At 69.5% G+C, this 24984-nt stretch carries 22 protein-coding genes and 1 tRNA gene; 11 read left to right on the plus strand and 12 right to left on the minus strand.

The window, feature by feature from the left end; all coding sequences use genetic code 11:
• Positions 1-14 precede the first annotated feature (14 nt).
• Genes proC through PKD89_RS02995 form a run of 6 tightly spaced genes read right to left on the minus strand, consistent with a single transcriptional unit; the run spans position 15 to position 4901 of the window.
• A complete protein-coding gene (gene proC / locus PKD89_RS02970) occupies positions 15-860 on the minus strand; it encodes a pyrroline-5-carboxylate reductase (RefSeq protein WP_289011350.1) in 846 nt (281 codons plus the stop codon).
• Between the two features lie 24 nt (positions 861-884).
• The gene (locus PKD89_RS02975; RefSeq protein ID WP_287379915.1) at positions 885-1358 is read right to left on the minus strand and encodes a YbjN domain-containing protein; all 474 of its coding nucleotides are present in this window, start codon (positions 1356-1358) and stop codon (positions 885-887) included.
• A gap of 57 nt (positions 1359-1415) precedes the next feature.
• Complete coding sequence (locus tag PKD89_RS02980; protein ID WP_287379914.1) at positions 1416-2636, minus strand: glycosyltransferase; 1221 nt, start codon at positions 2634-2636, stop codon at positions 1416-1418.
• Positions 2637-2682: 46 nt separating this feature from the next.
• On the minus strand, positions 2683-3066 hold the full coding sequence (locus PKD89_RS02985; protein ID WP_287379912.1) for a helix-turn-helix domain-containing protein: 384 nt from the start codon (positions 3064-3066) through the stop codon (positions 2683-2685).
• A 60-nt stretch (positions 3067-3126) separates the two neighbouring features.
• Entirely contained in the window at positions 3127-4662 is a 1536-nt protein-coding gene (locus tag PKD89_RS02990; protein WP_287379911.1) for a hypothetical protein, read from the minus strand.
• Positions 4659-4901, minus strand: coding sequence for a MoaD/ThiS family protein (locus tag PKD89_RS02995; RefSeq protein WP_287379910.1), 243 nt, complete (start codon positions 4899-4901; stop codon positions 4659-4661). Before PKD89_RS02995 ends, PKD89_RS02990 begins: the two co-directional genes overlap by 4 nt.
• Positions 4902-5054: 153 nt before the next feature.
• On the opposite strand from PKD89_RS02995, the gene PKD89_RS03000 reads away from it, so the two are divergent.
• Positions 5055-5648, plus strand: a complete 594-nt coding sequence (locus tag PKD89_RS03000; RefSeq protein ID WP_289011352.1) for a histidine phosphatase family protein — start codon at positions 5055-5057, stop codon at positions 5646-5648.
• A gap of 149 nt (positions 5649-5797) precedes the next feature.
• On the opposite strand, the gene PKD89_RS03005 is transcribed toward PKD89_RS03000, so the two are convergent.
• Positions 5798-6118 (minus strand): hypothetical protein, encoded by a 321-nt coding sequence (locus tag PKD89_RS03005; protein ID WP_324332266.1) that lies wholly within the window; start codon positions 6116-6118, stop codon positions 5798-5800.
• A 56-nt stretch (positions 6119-6174) separates the two neighbouring features.
• Here PKD89_RS03005 and PKD89_RS03010 point away from each other — a divergent pair, with 56 nt between their 5' ends.
• On the plus strand, positions 6175-6657 hold the full coding sequence (locus PKD89_RS03010; protein WP_289011353.1) for a hypothetical protein: 483 nt from the start codon (positions 6175-6177) through the stop codon (positions 6655-6657).
• A 115-nt stretch (positions 6658-6772) separates the two neighbouring features.
• Positions 6773-6849, plus strand: a tRNA-Lys gene (locus PKD89_RS03015).
• Between the two features lie 12 nt (positions 6850-6861).
• Here the strand turns inward: PKD89_RS03015 and PKD89_RS03020 are convergent.
• Positions 6862-7185, minus strand: coding sequence for a nitroreductase/quinone reductase family protein (locus PKD89_RS03020; protein ID WP_289011354.1), 324 nt, complete (start codon positions 7183-7185; stop codon positions 6862-6864).
• 83 nt (positions 7186-7268) lie between these two features.
• Here PKD89_RS03020 and PKD89_RS03025 point away from each other — a divergent pair, with 83 nt between their 5' ends.
• A complete protein-coding gene (locus PKD89_RS03025; RefSeq protein WP_289011355.1) occupies positions 7269-7877 on the plus strand; it encodes a GNAT family N-acetyltransferase in 609 nt (202 codons plus the stop codon).
• Between the two features lie 314 nt (positions 7878-8191).
• Here the strand turns inward: PKD89_RS03025 and PKD89_RS03030 are convergent, their stop codons facing one another.
• Positions 8192-10882 carry a penicillin acylase family protein gene (locus PKD89_RS03030; protein ID WP_289011356.1) on the minus strand — a complete coding sequence of 897 codons (2691 nt, stop codon included), beginning with the start codon at positions 10880-10882 and terminating at the stop codon, positions 8192-8194.
• 117 nt (positions 10883-10999) lie between these two features.
• Between PKD89_RS03030 and PKD89_RS03035 the strand changes: the two genes are divergently transcribed.
• From PKD89_RS03035 to PKD89_RS03050, 4 genes are all read left to right on the plus strand, one after another.
• Positions 11000-14137 (plus strand): DEAD/DEAH box helicase, encoded by a 3138-nt coding sequence (locus tag PKD89_RS03035; protein WP_289011357.1) that lies wholly within the window; start codon positions 11000-11002, stop codon positions 14135-14137.
• Between the two features lie 72 nt (positions 14138-14209).
• Complete coding sequence (locus PKD89_RS03040; protein ID WP_289011358.1) at positions 14210-15433, plus strand: hypothetical protein; 1224 nt, start codon at positions 14210-14212, stop codon at positions 15431-15433.
• Between the two features lie 86 nt (positions 15434-15519).
• Complete coding sequence (locus PKD89_RS03045; protein ID WP_287394042.1) at positions 15520-16179, plus strand: TetR/AcrR family transcriptional regulator C-terminal domain-containing protein; 660 nt, start codon at positions 15520-15522, stop codon at positions 16177-16179.
• Entirely contained in the window at positions 16119-16994 is an 876-nt protein-coding gene (locus PKD89_RS03050) for an NTP transferase domain-containing protein (RefSeq protein WP_287394039.1), read from the plus strand. The genes PKD89_RS03045 and PKD89_RS03050 overlap by 61 nt, the downstream gene beginning before the upstream one ends.
• Positions 16995-17020: 26 nt before the next feature.
• On the opposite strand, the gene PKD89_RS03055 is transcribed toward PKD89_RS03050, so the two are convergent.
• The 3 genes from PKD89_RS03055 to PKD89_RS03065 all read right to left on the minus strand — a co-directional run bounded on the left by PKD89_RS03055 (position 17021) and on the right by PKD89_RS03065 (position 20273).
• Positions 17021-18439: a neutral zinc metallopeptidase gene (locus PKD89_RS03055; protein ID WP_289011359.1), complete on the minus strand. Its 1419-nt coding sequence runs from the start codon at positions 18437-18439 to the stop codon at positions 17021-17023.
• Positions 18440-18542: 103 nt separating this feature from the next.
• Entirely contained in the window at positions 18543-19265 is a 723-nt protein-coding gene (locus tag PKD89_RS03060) for an endonuclease/exonuclease/phosphatase family protein (RefSeq protein WP_289011360.1), read from the minus strand.
• A gap of 9 nt (positions 19266-19274) precedes the next feature.
• Positions 19275-20273: a 1-acyl-sn-glycerol-3-phosphate acyltransferase gene (locus PKD89_RS03065; RefSeq protein WP_287379897.1), complete on the minus strand. Its 999-nt coding sequence runs from the start codon at positions 20271-20273 to the stop codon at positions 19275-19277.
• 154 nt (positions 20274-20427) lie between these two features.
• On the opposite strand from PKD89_RS03065, the gene PKD89_RS03070 reads away from it, so the two are divergent.
• From PKD89_RS03070 to PKD89_RS03080, 3 genes are all read left to right on the plus strand, one after another.
• The gene (locus PKD89_RS03070) at positions 20428-21579 is read left to right on the plus strand and encodes an alpha/beta hydrolase family protein (RefSeq protein ID WP_289011361.1); all 1152 of its coding nucleotides are present in this window, start codon (positions 20428-20430) and stop codon (positions 21577-21579) included.
• Between the two features lie 3 nt (positions 21580-21582).
• Complete coding sequence (locus PKD89_RS03075) at positions 21583-23214, plus strand: RNB domain-containing ribonuclease (protein ID WP_324332267.1); 1632 nt, start codon at positions 21583-21585, stop codon at positions 23212-23214.
• A gap of 186 nt (positions 23215-23400) precedes the next feature.
• On the plus strand, positions 23401-24918 hold the full coding sequence (locus PKD89_RS03080; protein WP_289011363.1) for an aldehyde dehydrogenase family protein: 1518 nt from the start codon (positions 23401-23403) through the stop codon (positions 24916-24918).
• Positions 24919-24984: the final 66 nt, after the last annotated feature.

Here is a 24984-nt window from a genome sequence, read left to right on the forward strand (position 1 = left end):
GCCCGACGGACGCGTCAGCCGGCGCCGAGCAGACGCGACCGCTCGGTGGCAGCGGCGACCGCCGCAGCAAACGCCCCGCGCACCGCCCGATCTTCGAGTGCACGGAGCCCTGCGGCGGTCGTTCCACCTGGCGAGGTCACCCCGGCGCGCAGCTCGCCGGCCGACTGGCCGGACTCGGCCAGCATCATTCCGGCGCCCCGCACCGTGCCGACGACCAGCCGCTCGGCCACCGGACGGGGCAGCCCCTCCGCCACGGCAGCATCGATGAGCGCCTCGGCCACCAAAAAGACGTAAGCGGGCCCGGATCCGGAGATGCCGGTGACCGCGTCGAGCTGCGCTTCGCTCACCCGCACCACGTCTCCGACCGCGCCGAGGATGCCCTCCGCCCAGACCAACACGGTCTCGTCGGCTTCCGAGCCGGGGGCAAGCGCGGCCACCCCGGCACCGACGAGGGCCGGGGTGTTGGGCATGGCCCGAACCACGGCGACGCCCGGGCCGGCCGCCACCTCCAACCGGCCGAGCGGCACGCCCGCCGCCACCGACAACACGGTGTCAACCCCGGCGGCCACCGCTTTGCTCACCGCTGCGGCCACATCGTCGGGCTTGACGGCGATCACGGTCGGCGCCGCCGTCGGAACGTCGCCCAGCACCAGCTGCGGATATGTCACCCGAAGCTGTTCGCGTCGGGCGGGCAGCGCCTCGACCACGGCGATCTCCTCGGCCCGCAGCTCACCGGACCGGATCAGGCCAGCGATGATCGCTTCGCCCATGCGCCCCCCGCCGACGAACTGCACGGCGATGCCGGAGGAGCGGATTCCTGCCGGTGGTGAGCCAACCTCGGAAGCGGACGATTCGACCATGACGGGAAGCTACTCGTCCGGCGCTCAGCCGTCCTTGGCGAAGCTCAGCCGCACGGCGGTACCGAAAGCGTCCTCCACGGCACCGTAAAAGCTGCCCAGGGTGCGGTCGAGTTCGTCGTGGCTGACGTGCTCGAGCGACAGCTTCGACCGCAAAAACACCGCGTCCTCATCGCCGATGCAGAACGCCACATCGTCGGTGCTGCGGTTGCGACGGAGCAGGTGCTCGTAAAAGCGCTCGGCGTTCCGTTCGGGCGGCGGCGTGAAGTACGCCTCGAAGTGCAGGCTGCGCTGATGGGCGCTCACCCACAGCGACCACACTCCCTTGGCCTCGCCGAGCACCCGCAAGAACCATCGCTCACCGTCCAGGGACCGTCCCGGCGTCTCGTCCCGCACGACGGCATCGATCATCGGGTAACCCGCCGCCTCGTCGAGCCAGGCGTGCAACGCATCGGTCGCAGCCCGGGTGACGTCGGCGTCGGGAGGGGGTCGATCGGCCATGGCGGTCACCGTACTTCGAGGTGGCCGGTGCCCCGAGGCGGCCGACGATCCCAGGCGTCAGCGGCGCTCACCGTGTTCCACCACCGCCCGATCGAGCGCTGCGAGGAGCGCTTGGGCGGTGGTCGACCAGCGGTAGGACCGCCCGAGCGTCGCGCCGGCGACGCCGAAAGCCGCCGCCCGTTCCGGGTCGCCGAGCACCTCGCCGATGGCGGCCGCCCAATGCCGAGGGTCTCGGCCCCGCACCCGCAGCCCGGACTCGCCATGCAGGACCAAGCCGCGCAGCCCACCGACATCGGCGGCCACGACCGGACGCCCGCACGACGCCGCCTCGAGGGCGACCAAACCGAAACTCTCGGTGCGGCTGGGCACGACGACGACGTCGGCCGCCCGGTAGTAGGTCGAGAGGATGTGGTGGGGCTGGGGATCGGTGATCGTCACCCGGTCGCCCAGCCCAGCAGCGGCGATGAGGTTGTTGACCCGCGCCTGCTCTGCTGCGCCGTGGGGGCCCGAGGGCCCGCCGACCGCCAGCAGGCGCGCATCGCTGCGCTGCAGTTCGGCCATGGCACACACCGCCACATCGAGCCCCTTGAGCGGCTGGATACGACCGACGAACAGCACGTGCGGGGCGTCGCCCAGCCCGAGTGCTCGGCGCGCCCCTGCCCGGCTACCCGGAGAGAAGAAGGCGTGTTGCACCCCCGGTGGCACGCGCACGATGCGGCGGGGATCTGCGCCGTAGTGGGTCGAGAGGTCGGAGGCATCGCTGGCCGAGGCGGCACACAGCACGTCGGCCGACGCGACCGCCCGTTCCTCGGCGGCGGCCCGTCCGCCGGGCTCCGGATCGCCGTGGGCCAACTTCACCCGGGCGAGCGTGTGAAAGCTCACCGCCAGCGGCACCCTCAGAGCATGGGCCAGTGTCTGGCCGGCCACCGCCGACAACCAGTAGTTGGCGTGGATGGCATCGGTGCCCCCGGTGGCCGCCAGGTCTAGGGCCACGCCGGCGGTGAACTCCTCGATCGCCGAGCCCAGATCCTCCTTGGACAGATCGGGATCGCCGGCTGCGATCGGCACGACGACCAGGTTGGGCTCCACCGTCTGCGGCCCCGCGGGCACGCCGTGCGTCGCCCGGGTGTAGACGCGAACGGCCACACCGGCCTGGGCCAACGAGGTGGCCAGCTCCCGCACATAGACGTTCATACCCCCCGCATCAGCCGACCCAGGCTGAGCGAGCGGCGAGGTGTGCATCGACAGCACGCACAGCCGCCGCACGAGGTCGCTCACCGTCTACCGCGCCCGGCCGAAACCCGACGACGTCGCTCGGCCATCACTAGCCGTCGGTCGAAGCTTCACCGGGCGCAAGGTCACCGTTCTCCCGACGGAACGAGTCGTAGATCCGGACCAGCGTCTTTTTCTGTTCCTCGGTCATGTGCGGGTCCCGACGGATCTCAGCGACCAGGTCGAAGACCCCGGTCGGCTCGTCAAGGATGCCCGCCCGCACGTACAGGGTCTCCGCCGAGATCTGCAGAGCCCGGGCGATCTGCTGGAGGATCTCCGCCGAGGGGCGACGCAGGCCGCGCTCGATCTGGCTGAGATACGGATTGGAGATCCCGGCCATCTCGGACAGCCGACGCAGCGAGAGTTCACCGAGGTTTCGTTGTTCCCGAATGAATTCGCCGACATCATCCCAGCGGCGATCGATCTCGTCCTTCACGGCGCACACGCTAGGCGTTCGGTTGCGAGCACCCAAAGGAACGATCGCGAGCGCGGACCCCTAGAGCAGCGGGCGGTTACCCCCGAGCAGCAAGAACACCGCCAGGGTCAGCGGCGCGGCGAGGAGATAGCTGTCGAGACGGCGCAGCGCTGGGGCCCTGGCGTCGGGTCGAGGCAACATGAAGGATCCAATGATCTGACCGAACGGACAGGCCAACGCAGCCAGGCCGCCCACCAGCCAGGTGGTCTGCTCGGTCAGCGGCGGCGCTTCGAAACCGGCGGCGCCGAACACGACCGCGGCCGCACCCAGAAGACCGGCCAGCGGGCCCACCCACGCCCGGCGCGACCCTGTCCCGACCAGGAAGTTGCCGGCGTCATAGATCGACACGACACCAAACAGGATCATGAACACCCAGGCATCGACGCGGTGCAGGTACAGCAGCGCCGCCACCGCAATGCCCAGCGGCAGCGCCGCCCGAAGGGTGAGGCCGGCCACCTGCACCAGCATCGACCGGTCGATCGTCTGGGAGGCCACGACGAACGCCACGACAACCGCGACGAGGATCACGATGCCCACCACGCGGGCATCGAAGATGGCCGAGGTACCGACCGCAGCGGTGATCACCGCAGCGGTGACGCGGCTGTTGGTGTCCTCCTCGATCATCAGGTGGGCGGCCACCTGGAGGGAGGCGACGGTTGCAGCGGTGACGAACACGGCGCCCACACCGAGCGACCCGAGCGCAAAGCCGGCCCAGGCCAACAGAAACCACAGCACACCGAGGCGGACTTTCGGGCCACCGACGTCGTAGACGGGCTCGATGCGGCTGCCCCGATAGGACAGCTTGGAAGCGCGCCGCTCGAGCCGCTCCTCCAGCGGGGTGAGGGGCGGGCCCACGGGTTCGACGACCTCATCGGCGGGTGGAACGGCAGCGGGGGCGTTCCAGGTGCCGTCGACGTAGCCACCGGCCCCGTACTCGCCCTCGTCCCACTCCTCCTCGGGGTACGCCACGTCCCCGGAGGTCTCCTCCCCCGCGTAGCGACCCTCCGGGTACTCGTGCTCGCCATGGCCTCCCTCGGCGTAGCGACCATCCCCGGCGTAGCCGTCCTCGGCATAGCCGTCCTCGGCATAGGCACCGTCGGGCTCTCCACCCTCGTGGTAGTCCCCGACTGCATGGTCGCCATCGAGGTAGCCGACGTCGCTCCCGCCGTCGACGTACCCGAGATCATCCAACCCTGAACCAACCCCCGGGTCGCCACCGAAGTGAGCGAAATCGTCGAATCCTGAGCGACCATCGGAGAGGTCCGCCTCGGCAAGGCCGCTGCCGTCGTCGCGCGGCTCGTCCACGCCATCGGCGGGTGTGGCGCCGGCCCGAGGGTCCGCCTCGTCGCCGGGTGCGTCGACGAACCACTTGCCCGGGGCCTCGGCCAGCCGCTCGCCACGCCGACCGGCGGCTGGGGAGTCGTGTCCGTTGCGTTCCGCCTGGTGGTCGCTGACCGCTACCGGCGCTGCGTCCTCCCATGGGATGACAACCTCACGGCGTCGCCGGGAATGACCGGGCAGATCGGCGTCGTCGTCCGTTCCCAAATCTCCGCTCACGCGTCGCCGCCCGAGATCGGGGGGAGCACCGCAACCTCGTCGGCATCACTCACCGTGGCGTTTCGATCGGTCGGCTCGCCGTTGAGCCACAGCTTCGAGCTGGCGAGCACCTCATCGAAAGCCGGGCCCAGCTGTCGGGACGCGGCATCGAGCACATCGCCGACTGACGCGCCGGTCAGCTCCATCGAAGGAGTTCCAGCGGCCTCGCGTGCCTGAGCGAAGAGGCGCAGAACAGCCATGTGGCCAGGCTACCCGCCTGGGACCTCCCTCGGTTACGAGCGCCTCCGGCGATCGGAGGCGACCCGTGCGAGCTGCAGCCCGGTGTGAAGCGAACCGCCTGCCCCTCTCACGTGGTGTCGAGCGCACCGGGGCCGCCCCCCTAAGGTCGAGCCATGCCGCTGGAAGTACTCCTCATCCGCCACGGACAGTCGGAATGGAACGCGTCGGGACGGTGGCAGGGCCAGCAGGATCCACCGCTCACCGACACGGGCCGAAACGATGCTCGACGTGCCGCTGCCGGGCTCGGCACCTTCGATGCCGTCATGTCCTCTCCGCTGCTGCGGGCGGCCGAGACGGCGGCTGCCATCGCCGAGGGAATCGGGGTGGGACCCGTGCTCACCGATGATCGGTGGATGGAACGCAGCGCCGGCTCCTGGGAAGGGCTCACCCGGTCCGAGATCGAAGCCGGCTGGCCCGGCTACCTCGCCGACGGGAAGCGTCCCGACAACTGGGAGGACGACGATCTGCTGATGGCGCGTGCGCATGGGGCGCTCACCGACCTGTGGGCCGAAATGGCCGACGCCCAGGTGGCGATCGTCACCCACTCCGGCCTGATCATGGCGGTGGAACGACACCTCGGCCAGCACTCTGGCCGCATGCCCAACCTGGGCGGCCGTTGGCTCCGTGGCGCCGGTCCCGACCGTTGGCAGCTTGGCCCCCGAGTGCAGTTGATCGACGCAGCAACCAGCTCGGGCGTGTTGGAGTAGCAGTTGCACCCTGCGACTGAACCTGCAGAAGGCTCCCCGCCGACTTCTGCATGGCCACCATGCCAAAGTCGGCGGTGAGACTTCTGCATGGCGTCGATGCCGGAGATGTCAGCGGTCAGCGCCGGCGTCACCTCGGGCGCTGTGCTGTTTCAGGGAGCCGACACCTGAGGCTCGGCCGGGACCTCGGTAGAGCGCTGAGGCCCGGCCGAGAACTCGGTGGAGCGCTGAGGCCCGGCCGAGAACTCGGTGGAGCGCTGCGGTTCGGCTGGAAGCTGCGGTTCGGCGGGAAGCTGCGGCTCGGCGGGGAACCGCTCGGCCCCGACGACCGCCCGGATACGCTCGGCTGCCTCGGCACCACCGCGGCCCTTGCTCTGGGCGTGCAGCTCTTCCAGCGTCGCCAACGCACGGTCCACATCGGCGATGTCTTGTTCCAGCCGCTCAAGCCGTTGGGTTGCCAGGCGTTCGCTCACCCCGCTCAGCGTAGGCACTCCGGGCGCCGTTGGTCGCACGGGTAGCGTCTTGGCCCGTGACCAACTGGGCCGACGTGTTGACCGGGACGCTTGCCGGCGCCGTGGCGCAGCTCGACCCCGAACGTCCACCCGAGGGTCTTGGACGGCTGGTGTTGATGTTCGTGTTGGCGCTGGCGGTCACCGCCCCTTTTGCGGTGCGGACCGTGCGCAAGGTCCGCGCTGGCACCTGGGGTCGACGGGGCGGCGCTGCCGATGATGCGACCACCGATGATGCCCCCGAGGACGTGCCGGAGGAGACCGACGAGGCTCGTCTCGAGGACCTGATCGACGCCATCCGGGCCTTGGAGGGCGACCGCACAGGGCGTGCCTTCGTGCTCGTGCACCGCCACCTCACGTCGCAGGGACGCGAGCTTTCCCCGCCGTTGGCCGACACCCTGGTGCGAGATGCCCTCGGCCGGTCGGGGTGGGTGGTGGCCGGCGAGGTACCCGACGAGCTGGGCAGAGTGCTGGAATGTGAGCCTCGCCCACCCCATGATTGACCCGGCTCAGCGTTGCCCAAGTCCGTCACATCCCGCGACCGCAACGGCCCCCGGGGCCGGGGTCGGTCCGGGGCGGCCTTCGATGGTGAACGTGCGGCCCGGTACGATGTCCGGCGGGCCGCTAGCTCATCGGGTTAGAGCAGGGGACTTTTAATCCCAAGGTGCCGAGTTCGAGTCTCGGGCGGCCCACCACCAGCCAGGTGCTCACCTGCGCCCGAAGGCCACCATCGGCATCTCGTCCATCATGGCCAGACGCCCGGCGTCGGAGCCGTCGTAGGAACGCTCCATCCATGCCAAGAGTCGCTTGGCGGTTCGTGGATGTCGATGCTCGTAGCGGGCGAAGCGATCGGCCGCCTCGGTGACATCGAGTAACCGCTGCCTCGGCTCCCAAGAGCGGTTGCCCACCTGCACTCGGAGTGCCGGACGAGCGACCAGGTTGCGATACCAGTCGGAGCTCCGGCCGAGGCCGGCACACACGATGTACTCGTCGGTGACCGTGTCATGTTCAACCACCTCGGCCTTTCGCACGTGACGAGCTCCCTCGAGAATCGAAGCCGACCTGACCAGGCTGCAACCCCGAGCGGGAACGGTGGTGTCAGGCTCGAAAATGGGTGGCGGATCACGCCCAGGTGAGCGAGGCTCGGGCCATGGAGCGGCTGCCCGAGCGCACCCAGACCCAACGGCTGGTGCTGCGACGGCTGACGCCCGAGGACGAACCGGTCTTGGGGGCGAGCGTGACCGCCAGTCTGGAGCACCTCCTCCCCTGGTTTCCCTGGGCGGATCACGAGCCGGTCAGCCCGGATCAGCGACGGCAGCGGATCGCGACCTGGGAGCAGGAGTGGCGCGCCGGTGGCGACCTGTACTGCGGCGTTTTTCTCGACGGTGCGCACATTGGCAACATCGGGCTGCACCGGCGCGGCACCGCCGACTCCATCGAGATCGGCTACTGGCTGCACGTCGACCACACCGGCCACGGCTACATCACCGAGGCCAGCGAGGCGCTGACCACCCTGGCCTTCGAACAACCTGGCATCGAACGGGTGGCCATCCACCACGATCGGGCCAACGTCGCCAGCGGCGCAGTGCCTCGACGGCTGGGGTTCACCTTGGAGCGGGAGGTCACCAAGGAGCTCCAGGCACCCGGCGAGGACGGCGTGGAGTTCCAGTGGAAGATGGTCCGAGCGGCGTGGGCCACGCGGCTGGTCCGGGCTCCCCGCTGACGGCGCTCGGCCGACAGTCGGCCAGCATCGGACGATCTCAACGGTCTCTCCGGAACAACCCTCGATCACCAGCTGCGTCGGCAATATCGTCGGGGCCCATGGCAGCATCCCGCCCAACCGACCCGGTTCGTCACCGGACGGTGCGACGGCTCGCCGCCGTCGCCCTGGCAGCCGGGTTGTGGCTAGCTTCGATCAGGTGCGCAACGAGTTGTACGACGCCTTCGACGTGTAAGCGGCGACCATCGTCCCGGCACTCACCCGGGACGACGACTTCGAGGCCCTCGGGCGGATGATCGAGGTCGTGCGGCTCTGACTCAGCCCTTGACGGTGATCGGGTCGCTGATCGCCTCCTCGGCGATCACGTCGGAATCGAGGGAGACGGTCTTCCACTGCTTCTCGGAGAACATCTCGGTCTGCTCGGTGAACAGTGGGGAGTTCTGATCCCCGGTCTGTCCGTAGGTGAGGATCGTGCGGATCTCGGGGCCGTTCGGGCCGTACTCGACCGTCATGATGAAGCTCGACCCGTTGGTGACCGGGTATCCCTCCTCGGTCAGCCCGGTGTCGTTGGTGAGGGGGTCGAGAAGATCTCGCACCGGCTCGCTGGTCCCACCCAGACCGCCGCGACCGACCACGTTGGTGACGCCCTCGTCGCCCAGCCCGCCCGGGATCGCAGAGCCGTCATCGACCCGTCCATCCGTTTGCAGCTCGCCGAGCGACACGTTGACCTTCAGGTCTTGAGACTCGAGCAGCTGCTGGGCCGTGGCCAGGTTGATCAGCACCGGGTCGCCGTCGGCCCCGGACTCGACCAGACCGTTGGGCGTCTCCAGCGGCTTGGCCGGGTCGAACCCGTTGGCCCAGATCGACTCGTCGCCAAAGCCGTTGAGAAACTCCCGCCACAGCGGAGCGCCCTCCGAGTCGGGATCGAAGTGCCCGTCCCACTCGTCGAGCACCCGGCAGGCGTCGGTGAGGTCGATCTCTCCGGCGGGGGCGATCTCCTCGCCGGGCTGGCCGTCGTCGCCTTCCGGGCCCAGGATCGCCTCCACCTTCACCGGGTCCGATGCGGCCTCGCAGCGGGCCACGACGTCGGTGCGCAGTTGGGCTGCCGTGTAGGCGTTGTCGTCCAGAGCGGCGACCTGCAACTCCTCCAGGCCGAACTTGTTGTCGTCGCCGGCGAGGCGTTCGGTGTCGGCGCCGTCCAGCACTGACAGGTTCTGCAGGGTGCGTACCGACCGTTCGGTGTCCTGGGCGCCGTGTAGCGGCGAGTAGTCGCCCTCGATCAGCTGATCACGGTTGGCCAGCCAAAAGCTGTCGTTGGCGTTGAACACGTAGTCATCGCGCTCCAGTTGAGGCATTTTTGAGTAGGGGACCAACCCGGGGTCCCGAGCGCCGTCGACCTCTTCCCAACGGTTGTAACCCTTGGACCCGTCGAGCAGTACGGCGCCAGAGTCGGCCGCCGCCCGGGTGATGGGGTCGTTCTCCAATGCATCCTCGTAGGCGTCGATCGCCTCGTCGGACAGGTTCGGCGTGGCGGAGGTGTCGGCGTACCAGGCTCGGCCGTCCTTGCTGACTGCGACCGTGTTGAACAGGGGGACGCCCTGAATGTCTGCGTGGGCGTCGACGAACTCATCAAAGCTCTGGGCCGTGTCGATCGCCCGGTACTGCTCGACGAACTCGTCGTTGTCGATGTTGGCATCCCGGTAGGTGATGGCGGTCTCGTCGGTCCAGCCGACACCCGGGAAGTCGATGACCGGCCCGAACTCGGTACTCCACATCGTGCGACTCTGTTCGGTGGTCTCCCCCGAAGCGTCCGCCACCTCGATCGTGACGTCCTTCGACGTCATCTGGACGGTCTCACCATCGACGACGTAGGCGGTCGGATCGTCGGGGGCCAGGGTCAGCTTGTAGGCGGTGAAGCGGTTGCCGTCCGACACGGTGTGGGTCCATGCGAACTCGTCGGTGGCGCCAATGCCCACGCCGGGTAGGCCAAGCAGCTGAGCCCCGTAGATGTCGGAAGGGTCATCGCCGGTCACCGTGAGGTGGCTCTCCCAGAAGCGCAGCTCGCCCTGCCAGGGGAAGTGCGGGTTGGCGAGCAACATGCCGCCACCCTCCTCGGAGTTCTTCGATCCGATCGCCCAGCCGTTGGAGCCCTGCTCCTCGGTGGGCCCGATCATCGTCGTGTTCGCCTCTCCCTCGGTCGCGACTGCGCCGGCCGCTGCCGTCGTGGTCGTGTCCTCGGCCGCCGTCATGCTGGCGCCGGCCGCTGCCGTCGTGGTCGTGACGTCGTCCGCACCCTCGGCATTGGGCGGCTGGGCGGTGGCGATGAAGTCGGCCAGACGCGCGCCGGAGGCGTTGAGGGCCACGGAGCGAGCGTAGGCGTAGAGATCCTTGGGCTCGAGAGGAACCACCCACGGCTCGCCGGCGCACCAGCCGGTCACCCCGTCCGCGCCCACCTCGTCGAGGTGGGCGTTCCAACCGGCCACGAAGGACCCCATCAGGTCTTTCACGTCCTCGGGCGCCTTCTCGAAGTCAGCATCGGCAATGTCGGCGATGCCGATGGCCCGCCATGCGAAGTCGGAGTTGATGTTGGCGTCGTCCTCGCCGGGGCCCATGAACTCGGCTTTGCGTCCCCGCACCTTCAGCACCTGGTCGGCCAGGCTGCATGCGTGGTCCTGGCCCGAGGCGTACCCCTGGCCGAAGGTGACGTCGTCGAGCGTCTTCCCCGTGATGTGGGGAACCCCACCCTCCGTGCGGGTGATCGTGGCCGAGTAGGCGCCGCCGGACCCGATGACCTTGCCCTCGGCATCCTTGGCCTTCTCGTCCTCGCCATCGTCGGTGCATCCGGCCAGCACGAGCATCCCTGCGAGGCCGGCGACGGCCAGCGTGCGGGCGCGGACGAGCGACCTCAGCCCCGTTCGGCGACCGGGTCGGCGGGAGGTGCGGGCAGCTGGGGCGCGGTCGGCGGGCAACTCGGTCAGAGGACCTTTACTCCTGAAGCGTTCATTCATGGCAGACCTGACATTAGTCAGACGATCCGGAGGTCGGCGGCGATCCGGCCGCACCGGGGAGCGGCACCCGCCGACAGGGGTCGAACACCTGTACGTCGATCGGTTACCCTGGAGCCCATGGTGGATACGCCCCCACCCTCACGCTCAGCCGTCCAGCGCCCAGCCCTCCCTCCCGCCGCCGAGGTGACGTTGAGCGCGGCCGACCCCCCGCGTCGCTCGATGGTTGCCTGCTGGCTGCCCGGGACCGAACGCGCCCAGGAGGACCTCTTCACCCTGCCCAGCGAAGCTCCGGCGCTCCCGGGCGAGCCAACGCTGTTCACCCTGGTGCTCCCCGCCCGAGGCGGCGACAAACCATCGGCCACCGACACGATCGTTCACCTGGTGCCGCTGATCGATCTGGTACCCCAGCTGCTGGCAACCTCCGCCGGCGCCAGCACCTCCCAGCGCGCCCTGAGCGAGACCGTACGGGCCGGCTTGGCCTTGATCGCCGCCGGACGCGTGCTCCCCTGCGTCACTCCGGTGGGATGGGATGCCTGGACCGTGGCGCCACTCGGGCCGGAGGACCAGGCCACCATGAGCGCCCTGGCAACCTGTCTTCCGCCCGAGCTCCTCGCCACCCCGCTACCGGGCACCCGCAGCGGCCAACGCGTGGCGAGCCCCGAGGCCACGGTGGCTGCGGTCTGGGATGCCTTGGCCGACTCGCTGCCACGAGGTGCATCGTCGGAGGCGCTCACCGCCAGCCACGTCTACGCCGCCGACTCCCCCACCCGCGTGCCCCACCTGCGCACCTGGGCGGCCAAGTCGATCTCGACCCGATGCCGGGGTGCCGCTCTCGAGCTGTGCTTGGCGCCGCCGACCAAGGACTCGCCCGGCGGGCCCTGGCATCTTCACCTGCGCCTGCGCAGCCGGGCCCACCCCAGCGTTGCGGTGCCGGCCGGTCAGTTACTCGGGAGCGACGAACGCCACCGCCTGGGGCCGACCCCCTGGGAGGATCTGCGCAGCGAGCTGGCGCGCGCCGGACGTCATTGGGTGGTCCCCCCCGAGCTGGCTGCAGTCGACCACCCGACCGACACCGAGCTGACCGACGATCAGCTCGATGCGCTGATCGACGCCACCGATGATCTCAAGCGCGCCGGCATCAAGTTGTTTTGGCCCGAGGACGCGTCGTTGGGCACCGTCGACGTGCGGGTGGAGCTACGCCCGCCCACCTCCGGGGCCTTCGGCCTGGAGGAGCTGTGCGATACCCGCTGGCGGGCCCACGTCGGGGGTCGGCAGCTGAGCGCCGACGAGCTCGATCAGCTGTTGTCGGCACGCCGACCGTTGATCCGCACGCCGGACGGATGGGTGCGCGTTCCCGACCAGCTGGCGAGGAAGGTGCAAGGCCGGGGTCCGGAGACCACCGTCGGAGCGGCGATGGCCCAGCTGATGGCCGGTCTTTCGGCCGTCGGCGACGCCGACCAGCCTGAAGCTGCCGCACTGGACGCCGGGCTGGGCACCCTCGCCCTCGACGATGCCCATGCGGCCGATCCTCAGGTGGTGGCATCGCCGGAGCTGGTCGCGCGCGCCCGCCGGCTAATTGCGCTGGCCGAGGAGCAACCGGCCGACCCGCTCGACATTCCCGGCCTCGAGGCGGAGCTGCGCCACTATCAAACGCGAGGCGTGGCGTGGATGGCGGGGTTGGCGGAACTGGGCATGGGCGGTGTGCTCGCCGACGACATGGGTCTGGGCAAAACCCTCCAGACCATCGCCGTCCACGCCTTGCTCCACGGCCCGAATGCGCCCGAGGTACCCCCGCTCGCCCGCCCCCCGGGCCACGCCGGAACCACCGACCCAGCCGACCCAGCTGCCGACCCAGCTGTCGGCAGCGTCGGCCATGTCGCCGGCGGCGATCCCGCCGCCGACGAAGCTGCCGTCGACGCCTCCGCCACGCCACCCACCGGTTCGGGCCGATCGCAGCCGCTTGGCCCCACGCTGGTGGTGGCACCCACCTCCCTGCTCGGCACCTGGGAACGGGAGTTCCAACGCTTCGCCCCCGACACGCCGGTGCGCCGCTATCACGGCACCCGACGCGACCTGGAAGCCCTGAGCGATGACGAGGTGGTGATCACCACCTACGGCGTGCTGCGACGCGACCACGGCGAGCTGGGACAACGCGCCTGGGGGATGATCGTCGCCGACGAGGCCCAAGCGGTGAAAAACCCGGTCTCCCGCGCAGCCCGTTCGCTTCGGCGTGTGCCCGGACGGTTTCGTCTGGCCCTCACCGGCACCCCGGTCGAGAACCAGCTCGGCGATCTGTGGTCACTGATCGACTGGGTCACCCCCGGGCTGCTGGGCACCTACGCCGACTTCCGCAACCGATTCGCCGACCCGATCGAACGGCACGGCAGCCAGGCCAGCAACGCCGAGCTGCGCCAGCGCATCGCTCCACTGGTGCTGCGCCGCACCAAGGCCGACCCGCTGATCGCACCGGAGCTGCCCAACAAGATCGAGCGCGACGTCGTCGTCGGCCTCACCACCGAACAGGGGGCCCTCTACGACGCCGCCGTGGGCGAAGCGCTCGACCGCATCGCCCACGCCGAGGGGATCGTCCGACGGGGCCTGGTGCTGGCGTTGTTGACGTCGCTCAAGCAGATCTGCAACCACCCGGCCCATTATCTGGACGACGGCAGTGCCCTCGACGGCCGCTCGGCCAAGCTCGAAGCGTTCGACGACCTGATCGACTCGGCCAGCGAGGCCCGCAGCGACGACCGCTCCGAGCCCACCCTGGTCTTCACCCAGTACGTGGTGATGGCCAAGCTGCTCGCCTCGCATCTCAGCGAGCGGGGCATCAGCCACGCCATCCTCCACGGTTCGTTGAGCCCCACCGAGCGACAGCGGCTCACCGATGAATTTCAGGCCGGTCACATCGACGTGTTGGTCTGCTCGCTTCGGGCGGCCGGCACCGGGTTGACCCTCACCCGGGCCACCCAGGTGATCCACTACGACCGCTGGTGGAACCCCGCCGTCGAGGATCAGGCGACCGATCGGGCCCACCGGATCGGCCAGACGGCCACGGTGTCGGTGCACCGACTCATCTCCGAGGGAACCCTCGAGGAACGGGTCGCCGAGGTGCTCGGCCAAAAGCGACAGCTGGCGGGAGCGGTGATGGGCACCGGGGTCGACGGGTGGATCGGAGGGCTAAACGACGGCGAGCTCGGCGAGTTGCTGCGCCGCCAGCGCCCGGGAGGCGCAGCATCCTCGGAGGACGCGGCATGATCCATCGGCGGACCAAGGCGTCAGCAACGCTGCAGGAGCGGCGATGACGAGAACCGGTTCGAGGAACCCACGATGACCACACCACCGGAGAACGCACCGGGCTCGGCCGCCGGCTCACCGAACCACCTCGGCTGGCACGGCCAATGGCTGCAAGCCGCCGCCGAATGCCTGGGCGTGGCCCCCCGATCGGTCAGCCTGGCGCGCAATCGAGGCGCTGCCGCCCAGGGGTCGCGCGACGGCGACGACAGCGCCGCCTCGGCCCTGTTCGGCGACGAGCCCACCGGCGAGCCGGCCACTGCCGACCCGCCACTCGCGTTGTCGATGGAACCCGGCCAGGTGGTTGCCGAGGATCGCTCATCGGGCAGACGCACGGTCCTCACCGTGCGCAGATGGGGCCCGGCACGCTGGGCGCGTGCCCGCGCCTCGTTGTCCGGCGACGCCGAGTTGGAGCGGTCGCTCATGTCGGGGCGCGCTCACATCCGTCTTCGCCAGGCGCTCATCGAGATGCAGGCTGACCCAATGCCTTCACAGCACGACCTGTCGGCCGAGTGCAGCTGCGGGCGCGAATCCTGTAAGCACCTCGCCGCCTTGCTCGTCGCCCTTGCCGACGAGATCGCCTCCGACCCGCTGCTCCTTTTGATGCTCCGCGGCGTCGATCGGGTGGAGCTGGGGGGCGGGGCCCAGCTGGACGAAACCCCGGCCGGATGGCCCCGGGCGCGCGATCCCGGGATCGCCGCAGCCACCGCCTGGAGCCGGCCCCGTCAGGCCCCGGCGCTCGCATCCCACCGGCCACCGAGCGAGCGTGTCCGGGTGGATGCACCGCCGGCCGACAGCGGTCTGAGCCGGGCCGGGCTCGGAGCGCTGGCCGACCTGGCCGCCCACCGTGCCGCCGCCCTCCTCGACGATGCCCCTCCGGAGGCGGACGGAGGCCTGGGCGTACTGGCCGAGCGGCTGGTTGAGCGGGGGCTGGCGCCAACTACCGTCGCCAAGCGCAGCGGCCTGAGCAACGAAGAGCTCGAGGTCCGACGCCGAGCGCGGGTGCTGGCCGGGGAGGCAGGGGTGGCGGTGCTGCTCGACCGGTTCGAGGCCGACCCTGATGATCTGGCCGACGGGGCCACCGCTCTGGGCGGCCGCGTCCGCCAACGCGCCAACTTGATCACTTCGGGCCCAACCGGCCGCCAGCTTCGCATCGATCGGCGAGGCCGCTGGTGGCTACTGCGCTCCGACCCGGAGCTCGGCTGGGTGCTCGTCGAAGGGCCGAGCGACGATCCGGCTTCGCTGTGTGAAGACATCTGAGGCACCTCCCTCATTACAGGCGCGCTGGGCCTGGGTAGGTAGCCTCGTTACCGGTGCGCCGGGCCTGGGTAGGTAGCCTCCGCACGATGAGCCCCAGCCAGCCTCTCACCCCCGACCGCATCGTGTGGGCCGCCGTCGAGCTGGTCGACGACGAAGGCCTCGACGCCTTGTCGATGCGCAAGCTGGCGCGGCGGCTCGGGGTAGAGGCGATGTCGTTGTACCACCACGTGAAGTCCAAGGGGGCGCTGCTCGACCTGATGGTCGAACGGGTCTACGGCGAAATGGTGCTCGACCTGGCAGCCGAGCGGTGGCAAGACCAAGTGGTCGGCGCCATGGATGCCCTGCGATCGGCGCTGTTGTCCCACCCCAACCTGCTACCGGTCATCGCCACCCGTCCGGTGATGAGCAGCAACACGATGGCGCTGGTCGAGCTCGGGCTCGCCACGCTGGTCGACGCAGGCTTCACCCTCGACCGCTCCCGTCAGGTGATCAACGTGTTCGTGGCCTTCGCCATCGGTCACGCACTCACCGAAGTGGGGGCATCGCCGCTGATGTTCGATGGCTACGATCCCAACGCGGTGGCCGAGTTTCGCACCTCGATCAGCGACGAGGATCTGCCGCTGGTCGCCTCGTCAATCGGGACGACGTCCGAGGACCGTGCCGCCGAATTTGGCCTGGGCGTGCAGTGCATGCTGGAGGGCGTTTCCGCCGAACTCGAGCGCAGCCGAACCCGAAAGGAAACCTGATCGCACACTCACTCATCCTCCTTGCGGGCGGGCTGGGCAGTCGCTTTGGCGGGCCCAAGCAGCTGGAGCCGGTCGGCCCGAACGACGAGCCGATCTTCGCCATCACCGCTGCTCAGGCCCAACGCGCCGGGATCGAGCGCCTGATCCTGGTCTCCCGCGCAGAGGTCGAACAGCGGTTACTCGAGGCCGCCGACCAGTACGTCAGCGGGCTCGAGGTGGTGTCGGTCCGCCAGGATCTCGCCGGCCCGACTCGCGAGCGCCCCTGGGGTACCGCTCACGCGGTCGGAGCGTGTGCCGATGTGCTCGACGGACCGTACGGGGTGGCGAACGGCGACGACCTGTACGGCGACCCGTCGTTGCAGCTGTTGGCGACCAGCCTTACGGAGCAACCCGACGACGGGGTGCTGGTCAGCTTCGAACTGGCCGGGACGCTCAGCGACCACGGCGGCGTCTCCCGGGGGATCTGCGAGGTCACCGACGCCCGACTGAAGTCGGTGGTCGAGACCCACGGGCTGTTCGCCCACCCCAGCGGGATCGGCGTCAGCGACGACGACGGCGCGACGTATCCCGACGATACCCCTGCTTCGATGAACCTGTGGGGGCTGCCGGCCTGGACCGCCGGCCTCATGGCCGAGCGATTCGAGCAGTTCCTCGCCGGACACCCGGACCCCGACGACGAGTTTCTGCTGCCGACCGAGATCGCCCGCATGATGGCCGACGACGGCCTCAGCATTCGGGTGGTCCGATCGTCGGGCCGATGGATCGGGCTGACCCATCGTGACGACCTGCCGGAGGTCCGGGCCGCGTTGGCCTGAGGGAGAACGCAGTGTTGCAGAGAGGGTCAGCCGCCGATGCCGCACGAGTTCACGCCGTCCAACACCCCGTTCTGGAAGGCCTCGATGCGGTCGAAGGCCAAGCTGGACCCGGACTCGTCAACCTGTTTGGAAGCAGACAGGCTGATCAACGATGCCAGGGCCTCGTCCAGGTCGCCGCCCGAGATCGAGAGCTCTCGGCTTCCGGTCGGGTTGGCCGACTCGTCGATCAGCGAGCCGGAATAGGCGCCAACAAGGCACGCCCGCTGCTTGATGCTGTCCTCCGAGCCAATGTCGTCGTCGCTCATTCCCGTCTGGGATTGCAGCGCCACGCCGTACTGCATGCCGAGCAGTAACCCGGTGGCGAAGTCGCCGGACTCATCGTTGATGCCGGCGAGCCACGGTTCGTCCCAGCGGATCGAGTTGTCGCTGGCGCAGTAGAAGATCTTGCCGGTCGCATCCGCTCCGCTCAGCTTGGTGTCGCCACAGCTGACGTCCCCGGCCGACGGGTCGAATCCCACGGCGGTGCTGAGTGCCTCAAAGGAGGGAAACTCACGCGTCATCCACAGATCGAAGTCGGGGACGAGCAGCTTGATGAGTTGGCCGTAGTCCAGGTTTCCGCCGGTCCGGTACTCTCCCTCGGTCCGAAACGGCAGCTGCGTTAGCTCGGGCGGGTTGGTCACATAGTCGGCGCAGGCCTTGACGCCGGAGGTGAAGCCGTCCCGAAAAGCGCGCACCCGATCGAAGCCGGAGCCGTGGGCGGCCGGGTCGTCCGGGCGGGTGCCCGGCTCGTCCCGAAACGCAAGCATGCCTCCGAGGGCGGCGTCCAGGCTCCCCTCGGACAGGCTGAGGTTGTCGCTGTTGCCGTCGTCGACCCACTTGGTCCACGCGCCGGCGAAGCAGTCGGACTGCTGCTCAAGAAAGACGGTCGGCTTGGAACCGTCGGCGAGGCCCAGCTGGTCCTGCACCGCGTGACCCCATTCGTGGGCCAGCACCATCGCCACCCCATAGCTGCCGTACTTTTCGTACAGCTGTGGAAACAGGTTCTCGTCGTCGAAGGCGATGAACTGCTCTTCGCTGCAATAGAACGCATTACCCGCCAAAGCCTCGTAGGAGGGCTGCTCTCCGGGCCCGCACGCCGGCGGCGGGGTGGCGCTGTTGTAGGCGAAGATCTTCGAGGTGGGGATCTTCTGGAACTCCTGACCAAAGGCCTTCGGCATCTGGTTGGACCAAAAGTCCTGAATGTCCGCGATCGACAGGTCGACCGTCTCCAGGTAGGGCCGGGCATTCTCGCCCTCGGCGGGCCGGGTGGGCTGCTCGGGCCGATCGGTGCGGTCGATGACGATCGCGCCAGGTTTGACGTCCGCGCTCTCAGCGACGAGGCCGGTGGAGCAGGCGGCGCCAACCATCGCTGTCAGGACGATCAGCATGATCAGTCGGTTTTTCATAGCTCTCCCTGGGTCGTCAACGAAAGGTACCCGCGGCCCGGACGGTCATGGCACCGGATCGATTCAGCCTGGAGCGGTTCTCAGCATCGCGCTGGGGGGCTGCTCAGCCAAGGTCGTCGCTCGGCCTCAGGTCGGCGCTGATCGCCAGGTGATCACTGCCGTAGACCGGCACGGTGCCCGAGGACACCACCTCCAGCCCGCGCACCCCCATCCAGTCGATCCGCCGGCGAGGCGACGGAAACGGGAAGGTCGGCCCGGTCGGGACGGCGCTGAGGCCCGCCTGCTCGAAGGCCGGCTCGACGTCGGATGCGAGCAGGTTGAGGTCGCCGGTGAGCACGGCCGGCGACGGACGCGACTTCATGGCGTCGTTCACGACGCCGAGCTGGGCGAGTGCGTCGGCGTGGCCCCGACCATCTGAGCCAGCATTCTGCAGATGGGTGCCGACGACGGTCACCGAAGCACCGGCGACCGGGATCGAGGTGAGCACCGCCGATCGGGTTTCGACGCCTCGGCGGGCCGGCAGCGCCAGCACCTCGGTCCGGCACGGAGGGGTGCGGCTGAGCAACGCGTTTCCATACAAACCCGGCGACAGGCGGCGCGCCGGAGCAAAGAGCACGTGGTAGCCCAGACGCTGCCCCACCAGCTGGGCCTGATCACGAAACCAGGACCGCCACACCCGCAGGTCCACCTCGCACAGCACGACCACATCGGCATCGAGCTGAGCGATGCCGGAGGTCAGGCTGACGTGGTTGGCCAACCACTTCGAGCCTGGGGCGCCGTGGTGGATGTTCCAACACGCCACCCGAAATACCGACCGCCCAGTCACGATCGAAGGTTACAGCCGGGCCTGGACAGCCGAGTCGACCCAGGCGTCCATGCGGGTCCACAGGTCGAAGAGCCACCGGCGACGTTCGTCGCGGTCCTCGGGGATCCCCGCTCGCGGGATCCGCCACAGCTCAACGGTGACCGGGTGCCGAAAGGGCAGAGCCGCCAAGATGGTCCGCAACCCGCTCAGGCCATCCAACCCGTGGTGCACGAACACGACGACATCGGCGTCCGGTGCAGCGTCCAGCAGGGCGAATGCCCCGCCCCAGCGCGGCGGCATCGTATGCCTCAACGAGGCAGCCTGCTCGGCCAACTCGGGGTGACGCTCGCCGAGACGTTCGACCGCCCGGGCCCGCTTGTCGGCGGTGCCTCGGGTTCCCTCGGGAAAGATCACGACCGAGTCGTCGGGGCCCAGGTCGGTCGCCAGCGCCGAGAGCGCCGCCAACTCGCGCTCGGTGTCGGTGCCGGAGCGATCGGCGAAATAGTTGGGCAGGCGGTGTCCGACCACGTCCAGCAGCGGCACGATCTCCAGCTCGCGCTTGAGTACATAGCGCAGCGAGAGACCGGAATCGGCCAGAGCCAGAGCCGGAAACAAGGTATCGACCAAGCTGACGTGCCGGCCGAAGACGATCACCGGGCCGGGGCGCAGCGCCTCGATTCCCTCGATCGAGAAGCGAAGCCCGAGCACGGCTTCGAGCAGGCGGAGGAGGCGCCCCACCCACCAACGCTGCAGCGAGTAGTGCAGCCGCTGGGCCCATCGGGTGGACATCGCCAACCCGAATCCGGTGAGCACCCACAGCCCGGCGACGACCACCAGCATCGCCGACTCGAGCAGCCCGTAGGCGAGGCCGAACACCCAACCCCGGGCGAGGGGCAGGCGGGGTCGCGCCCGAAGCAGATCGACCACGACGAGAACGGGCAACGCCAGCGGGGCCAGCACGATCAAGGCCAACGTGATGAACCAGGTGGCTGGAACAGTGACCAAGCGGCGGTTGAGAGCGCTGGTCATCCGGGCAGGCTGAGGAGCGTCATCGAAGCACGGAACATCGGGAGGCTCGACTTCGATCGCTCAGCAACCCGACCCCCAACTCGTTGAACCCCAACCATAAAAATCGAGCGTACCTGGCGTTGCCGACGACCAAGGCGACCATACGCTGTCGCCCATGTTGCAATGCCCCCGCCATGACCTCGCCGAGGAACCCCGAGCGGTTTCCCGGTTGCCGGCGCCATGGCGCCGGGGCGTCCGGCGGTCGATCGCCGCCGCGGCGTTGGTCGTCGGAGCATACGGCTGCGCCTCCCCCGCAGCAGGTTCGACCCAGCCGGCGACCACGCCTTCGGCCGCCTCGCCCGAACCGGAGGCCCTTCCCGGTGAGACCACTGCGACCACCACCGTCGACAAGGTCGCCCGGATCGGGACCTATGCGGTCGGCTCCGACAACTTCGATGTCGTCGACACCAGCCGCACGACCGACGCGTGGGGAGGGCAAAACGAGTTGCCCGAACGGACACTGCCCACGCTGGTCCTCTACCCGGCGGCCGACGGTGCCGGCGACACAAGCTCCAAGACCGCGAACGACGCTGTGGAGGTCGTCCATCAGGCCGAGCCGCAGCCCGGCCCCTGGCCGTTGATCGTCTTCTCTCACGGCAGAGGCGGCACCGGCCCCGCCTACGTCAACACTCTCAAGCTGTGGGCGTCGGCGGGCTACGTCGTCGTCGTGCCCACCTTCCCGCTGACCAGCGCCCTGTCCCCCGGCCAGCCCAAGACCGAGGATCTGGTCAACCAACCTGCCGACGTGTCGTTTCTGGTCGACTGGGCCCTTGCCTTCGACGCTGACAACCCACTGGCGGGCATGATCGACCCCGAACGGATCGGCCTCGCCGGGCACTCCCTCGGCGGCTTCACCTCGCTGGCCGCCGCTTACAACCCGAAGCTTCGCGACGATCGGATCGGCGCTGTGGCCGAGTGGGCCGGGTCGTACTTGGACGTCTTGGCCGAAGGCGGTCCGCCGACCGAGGACGGGCCGCCGCTGTTGATCGTCCACGGTGACGCCGACGAAACGGTGAGCTACGGCGCTGCTCTGGCCACCGCTGCGGCGATCGGCCCGCCGTGGGGGCTGATCACCCTGGTCGGTGGCGAACACATTCCCCCCTACATTCAAGGAGTGGACGACCCGTACTCCGCCGTGGTCACGAAGGGCACCCTCAACTTCTTCGACGCCACGCTGAAGGACGACCCGGCAGGCGAGCGTCGCCTGGAAAACCTCGTCGACAAGGCCGGGCCGCAGGTCGCCACCTTCGTCGAAGCCAAGGACTGAGCCATGCCCATCCCCCGACGGCGCCTCCTCATCGATGACGAACCGCTGATCTCCGCGCTGTCCAAGCTGCGCCGCGATCTCGACGTTCCCGGTGAGTTCCCCGCCGAGGTGTCCGAGATGGCCGGACGGGCTCACGACCGGTTCGCAGGGGGACGCGTCGACGCCACCCACCTGCCGCTGGTTGCCATCGACCCGCCCGGAGCCCGCGACCTGGACCAGGCATTTGCGTTGGAGCGCGCCTCGGATGGCTGGGTGTTGCATTACGCCATCGCCGACGTGGCCGCGTTCATCGTGCCCGGCGACGCCGTGGACCTGGCTTCCCGAGCACGTGGCAGCACCCTGTACCTGCCCGACGGCTCGGCCCCCCTCCACCCCCGAACCCTGTCCGAGGGGGCCGCCAGCCTGCTGCCTGGCGAAGCCCGCCCGGCCATGTGGTGGCGGCTGACCTTCGACGCGGAAGCCGAGTTGAGCGAAACCGAGGTGACGCGAGCCACCGTCCGGGTGCGCGTAGCCACGAGCTATTCGGTGATCACAGCCATCCTCGACGACGCCGACGCCGACCACGCTGGCGACAGCGACAGCGACACCCTCGACGGCGGAGGCAGCGATGGCGACAACGTCACCACGGGCGCTGACGCCGACTCGTACACCGCATCGGCTCCGGAGGCTCCAGCCGCCCCGGGACACGCCATCGATTTGCAGGCCCCAAATGGCGACGCGCTCGAGGTCGCCGCCAGCCGAGGGATCGACCTGTTGGAGGTGGCCACGGTGCTCCGCGACTTCGGCAGCCAACGGCTGGCACTCCAAGCCCAGCGCGGCGGCGTCAGCCTCCAGCTGCCCGAACAGGACGTCGAGGTGTCCGGCTCGGGCGAGGTGCAACTGGTGGCCAGGCCGTCGCTGCCCGCCGAAGAGTGGAACGCCCAGATGTCGTTGGCCACCGGCATCGCCGCAGCCCAACTGATGCTGCGGGCCGAGACCGGGCTGCTGCGCACGCTTCCCGACGCCGAACCCGAGATCCTCGAGGAACTCGAGCGGGCATCCACTGCGTTGGGTCAGCCCTGGCCCAACACAGATCAATCTCCCACCCACGTCTACGCCGAATGGGTTCGCTCGCTCGACCCGTCCACCCCCATCGGCGCTGCGCTCATGCTGACCGCCGCCAAGGGGCTTCGTGGCTCCGGGTACAGCGCGTTTCACGGCGAGTTGCCGGAGCTGACCACGCACGCTGCGGTGGCCGCCCCCTACGCCCACGTCACTGCGCCGTTGCGGCGCCTCGGTGACCGATACGCCGCCGAGCTGGCCTTGGCGGCCTACGAAACCCGTCCGGCCCCGGCCTGGGTGCTCGACGTGCTCGACGACCTGCCTCAGATCCTCAACGACGGCAACCGACGCTCCTCCGCCGTCGATCGGGCCGTGGTCGACCTCCTGGAGGCGGCGGTGTTGGCACCCCAGGTCGGCGACGAGTTCGCCGCCGTTGTTCTGTCGCACGGGCGGGACGGCGTTCGGGTCCAGGTGACCGAGCCGCCGGTGATCGCCGACGCTTCGGGCGCAGCCGACGACGGACAGGCGGTGACGGTGCGGCTCGTCGAGGCCGACCCGATGGAACGCCAAACCCGCTTCGCCATCGACCACTAGGCCCCGACCGGGTCAAACCAGACGGCCCAGGCTCTGCTTTGGGATGATTACGGGTCACCCCCTGACCCGTAATCATCGCACCCGAACGGCACGAATCGAGCGTGCGGACACCTCGGCTCGGTTGCCTCACAGGATGGGATGTGGTTCGAGCTTGAACGCCTCGGAGGGCCGGTACGATCGAGGCCCATGAACACGGTCGACCGCTCGCCCCAGCCACTCCGCCAGCTCACCGAGGGCATGCCGATCGTGGTCGGCGGCGACCGGGTGGTGCGAGTCACCGCCGAGCTCGCCGCCGCCTTCGCCGAGGGTGACCGCCTGCTGACCGTGCCGGCCACCGGGGCGCTGCTGCATGTCCCCGCCTCGGTCGGGCAAGTCACCGAGAGGGCGGTCGACCGGGCCGCAACCGCGTTCGCCCGCATGGGTGCCGTCTCCGACGAGGCGGTGACCACCTTCTTCGAAACGTTCGCCGACCGCCTGGCCGACGACGCCACGTTTGCGCCGATCGCCGAGGCCAACGCCGGCGACGTAGCCGCCGCCAAAGCCAGGGGTCGCACCACCACCCGGTTGGTCCTCTCCGATGTGATGCGCGCCGACATGATCGACGGCCTGCGGACCTGGGCCAAGGCGCCCTCGGGCCGCGACGAGGTGGTCGACCGCGTGGACCATGACGGCTGGGCGGTCGAGCTGCGCCGGGCCGGCCTGGGCGTGGTCGGCTTTGTGTTCGAGGGCCGGCCCAACGTGTTCGCCGATGCCTGCGGCGTGATCCGCTCGGGCAACACGGTCGTGTTCCGCATCGGCTCGGATGCGCTGGGCTCGGCCGCGGCGATCGTCGCCCACGCCCTCGATCCCGCCCTGGCTGCGGCCGGCCTTCCCGAGGGGTCGGCTACCCTGGTGGCGGCGGCGGAACGCTCGGCGGGGTACGCGCTGTTCGCTGACCCGCGACTGGCGCTGGCAGTCGCACGCGGGTCGGGCGCCGCGGTCGCCCAGCTGGGGGCGGTCGCCCAGGGCGCCGGGGTACCGGTCAGCCTGCACGGCACCGGCGGCGCTTGGATCGTCGCCGGCGACTCAGCCGACGTGGACCGCTTGGAGGCGTCGGTAACCGCCTCGCTTGACCGGAAGGTGTGCAACACCCTCAACACCGCGATGGTGGCCCGAAGCCGGGCCGCCGAGCTGGTGCCGGCGGTCCTCGCCGGCCTGGACGCAGCCGCCGCCGACCTGGGGACCAACCCCAAGTTGTGGGTGCACGACTCGGCCCGTGAGTTCGTCCCGGAGGAGCGCTGGGGCGACACGACGATCGCACGCGCCGACGGGCCGACGACCGAACCGGGAGCCGAGGCGCTCGACGAGGCCGACCTGGGCCGGGAGTGGGAGTGGGAGGACTCCCCCGAGATTTCGCTGGCGATCGCCGACGACCTCACCCAAGCGATCCACTGGTTCAACGCCTACTCACCCCACTTTGTGGTGTCGATCGTCGCCGAGGACTCGGCCGAGGCCGAGGCCGCCTACCAGGGCTTCGATGCGCCGTTCGTCGGCAACGGCTTCACCCGCTGGGTCGACGGCCAATATGCGTTCGACCGCCCCGAGCTGGGCCTGTCCAACTGGGAACAGGGCCGACTGTTCGGACGCGGCGGCGTGCTCTCCGGCGATTCGGTGTTCACGCTGCGCGCCCGGGTTACCCAGAGCGACCCGTCGGTCCGCCGCTGAAGCGCCTCCACCCGCTGTTCGCCGCCCCCGGAGCTTTCCGTCGACAAGCTGGGCGACCGCCACCTC

Source organism: Candidatus Neomicrothrix sp., from assembly GCF_035329545.1.
Lineage (GTDB): Bacteria > Actinomycetota > Acidimicrobiia > Acidimicrobiales > Microtrichaceae > Microthrix > Microthrix subdominans.

Excerpts from the sequence above, each read along its gene's own strand:
- proC (WP_289011350.1), bottom strand. The coding sequence starts at position 860 with ATGGTCGAATCGTCCGCTTCCGAGGTTGGCTCACCACCGGCAGGAATC.
- PKD89_RS02975 (WP_287379915.1), bottom strand. The coding sequence starts at position 1,358 with ATGGCCGATCGACCCCCTCCCGACGCCGACGTCACCCGGGCTGCGACC.
- PKD89_RS02995 (WP_287379910.1), bottom strand. The coding sequence starts at position 4,901 with ATGGCTGTTCTGCGCCTCTTCGCTCAGGCACGCGAGGCCGCTGGAACT.
- PKD89_RS03000 (WP_289011352.1), top strand. The coding sequence starts at position 5,055 with ATGCCGCTGGAAGTACTCCTCATCCGCCACGGACAGTCGGAATGGAAC.
- PKD89_RS03030 (WP_289011356.1), bottom strand. The coding sequence starts at position 10,882 with ATGAATGAACGCTTCAGGAGTAAAGGTCCTCTGACCGAGTTGCCCGCC.
- PKD89_RS03035 (WP_289011357.1), top strand. The coding sequence starts at position 11,000 with ATGGTGGATACGCCCCCACCCTCACGCTCAGCCGTCCAGCGCCCAGCC.
- PKD89_RS03040 (WP_289011358.1), top strand. The coding sequence starts at position 14,210 with ATGACCACACCACCGGAGAACGCACCGGGCTCGGCCGCCGGCTCACCG.
- PKD89_RS03045 (WP_287394042.1), top strand. The coding sequence starts at position 15,520 with ATGAGCCCCAGCCAGCCTCTCACCCCCGACCGCATCGTGTGGGCCGCC.
- PKD89_RS03055 (WP_289011359.1), bottom strand. The coding sequence starts at position 18,439 with ATGAAAAACCGACTGATCATGCTGATCGTCCTGACAGCGATGGTTGGC.
- PKD89_RS03065 (WP_287379897.1), bottom strand. The coding sequence starts at position 20,273 with ATGACCAGCGCTCTCAACCGCCGCTTGGTCACTGTTCCAGCCACCTGG.
- PKD89_RS03070 (WP_289011361.1), top strand. The coding sequence starts at position 20,428 with ATGTTGCAATGCCCCCGCCATGACCTCGCCGAGGAACCCCGAGCGGTT.
- PKD89_RS03075 (WP_324332267.1), top strand. The coding sequence starts at position 21,583 with ATGCCCATCCCCCGACGGCGCCTCCTCATCGATGACGAACCGCTGATC.
- PKD89_RS03080 (WP_289011363.1), top strand. The coding sequence starts at position 23,401 with ATGAACACGGTCGACCGCTCGCCCCAGCCACTCCGCCAGCTCACCGAG.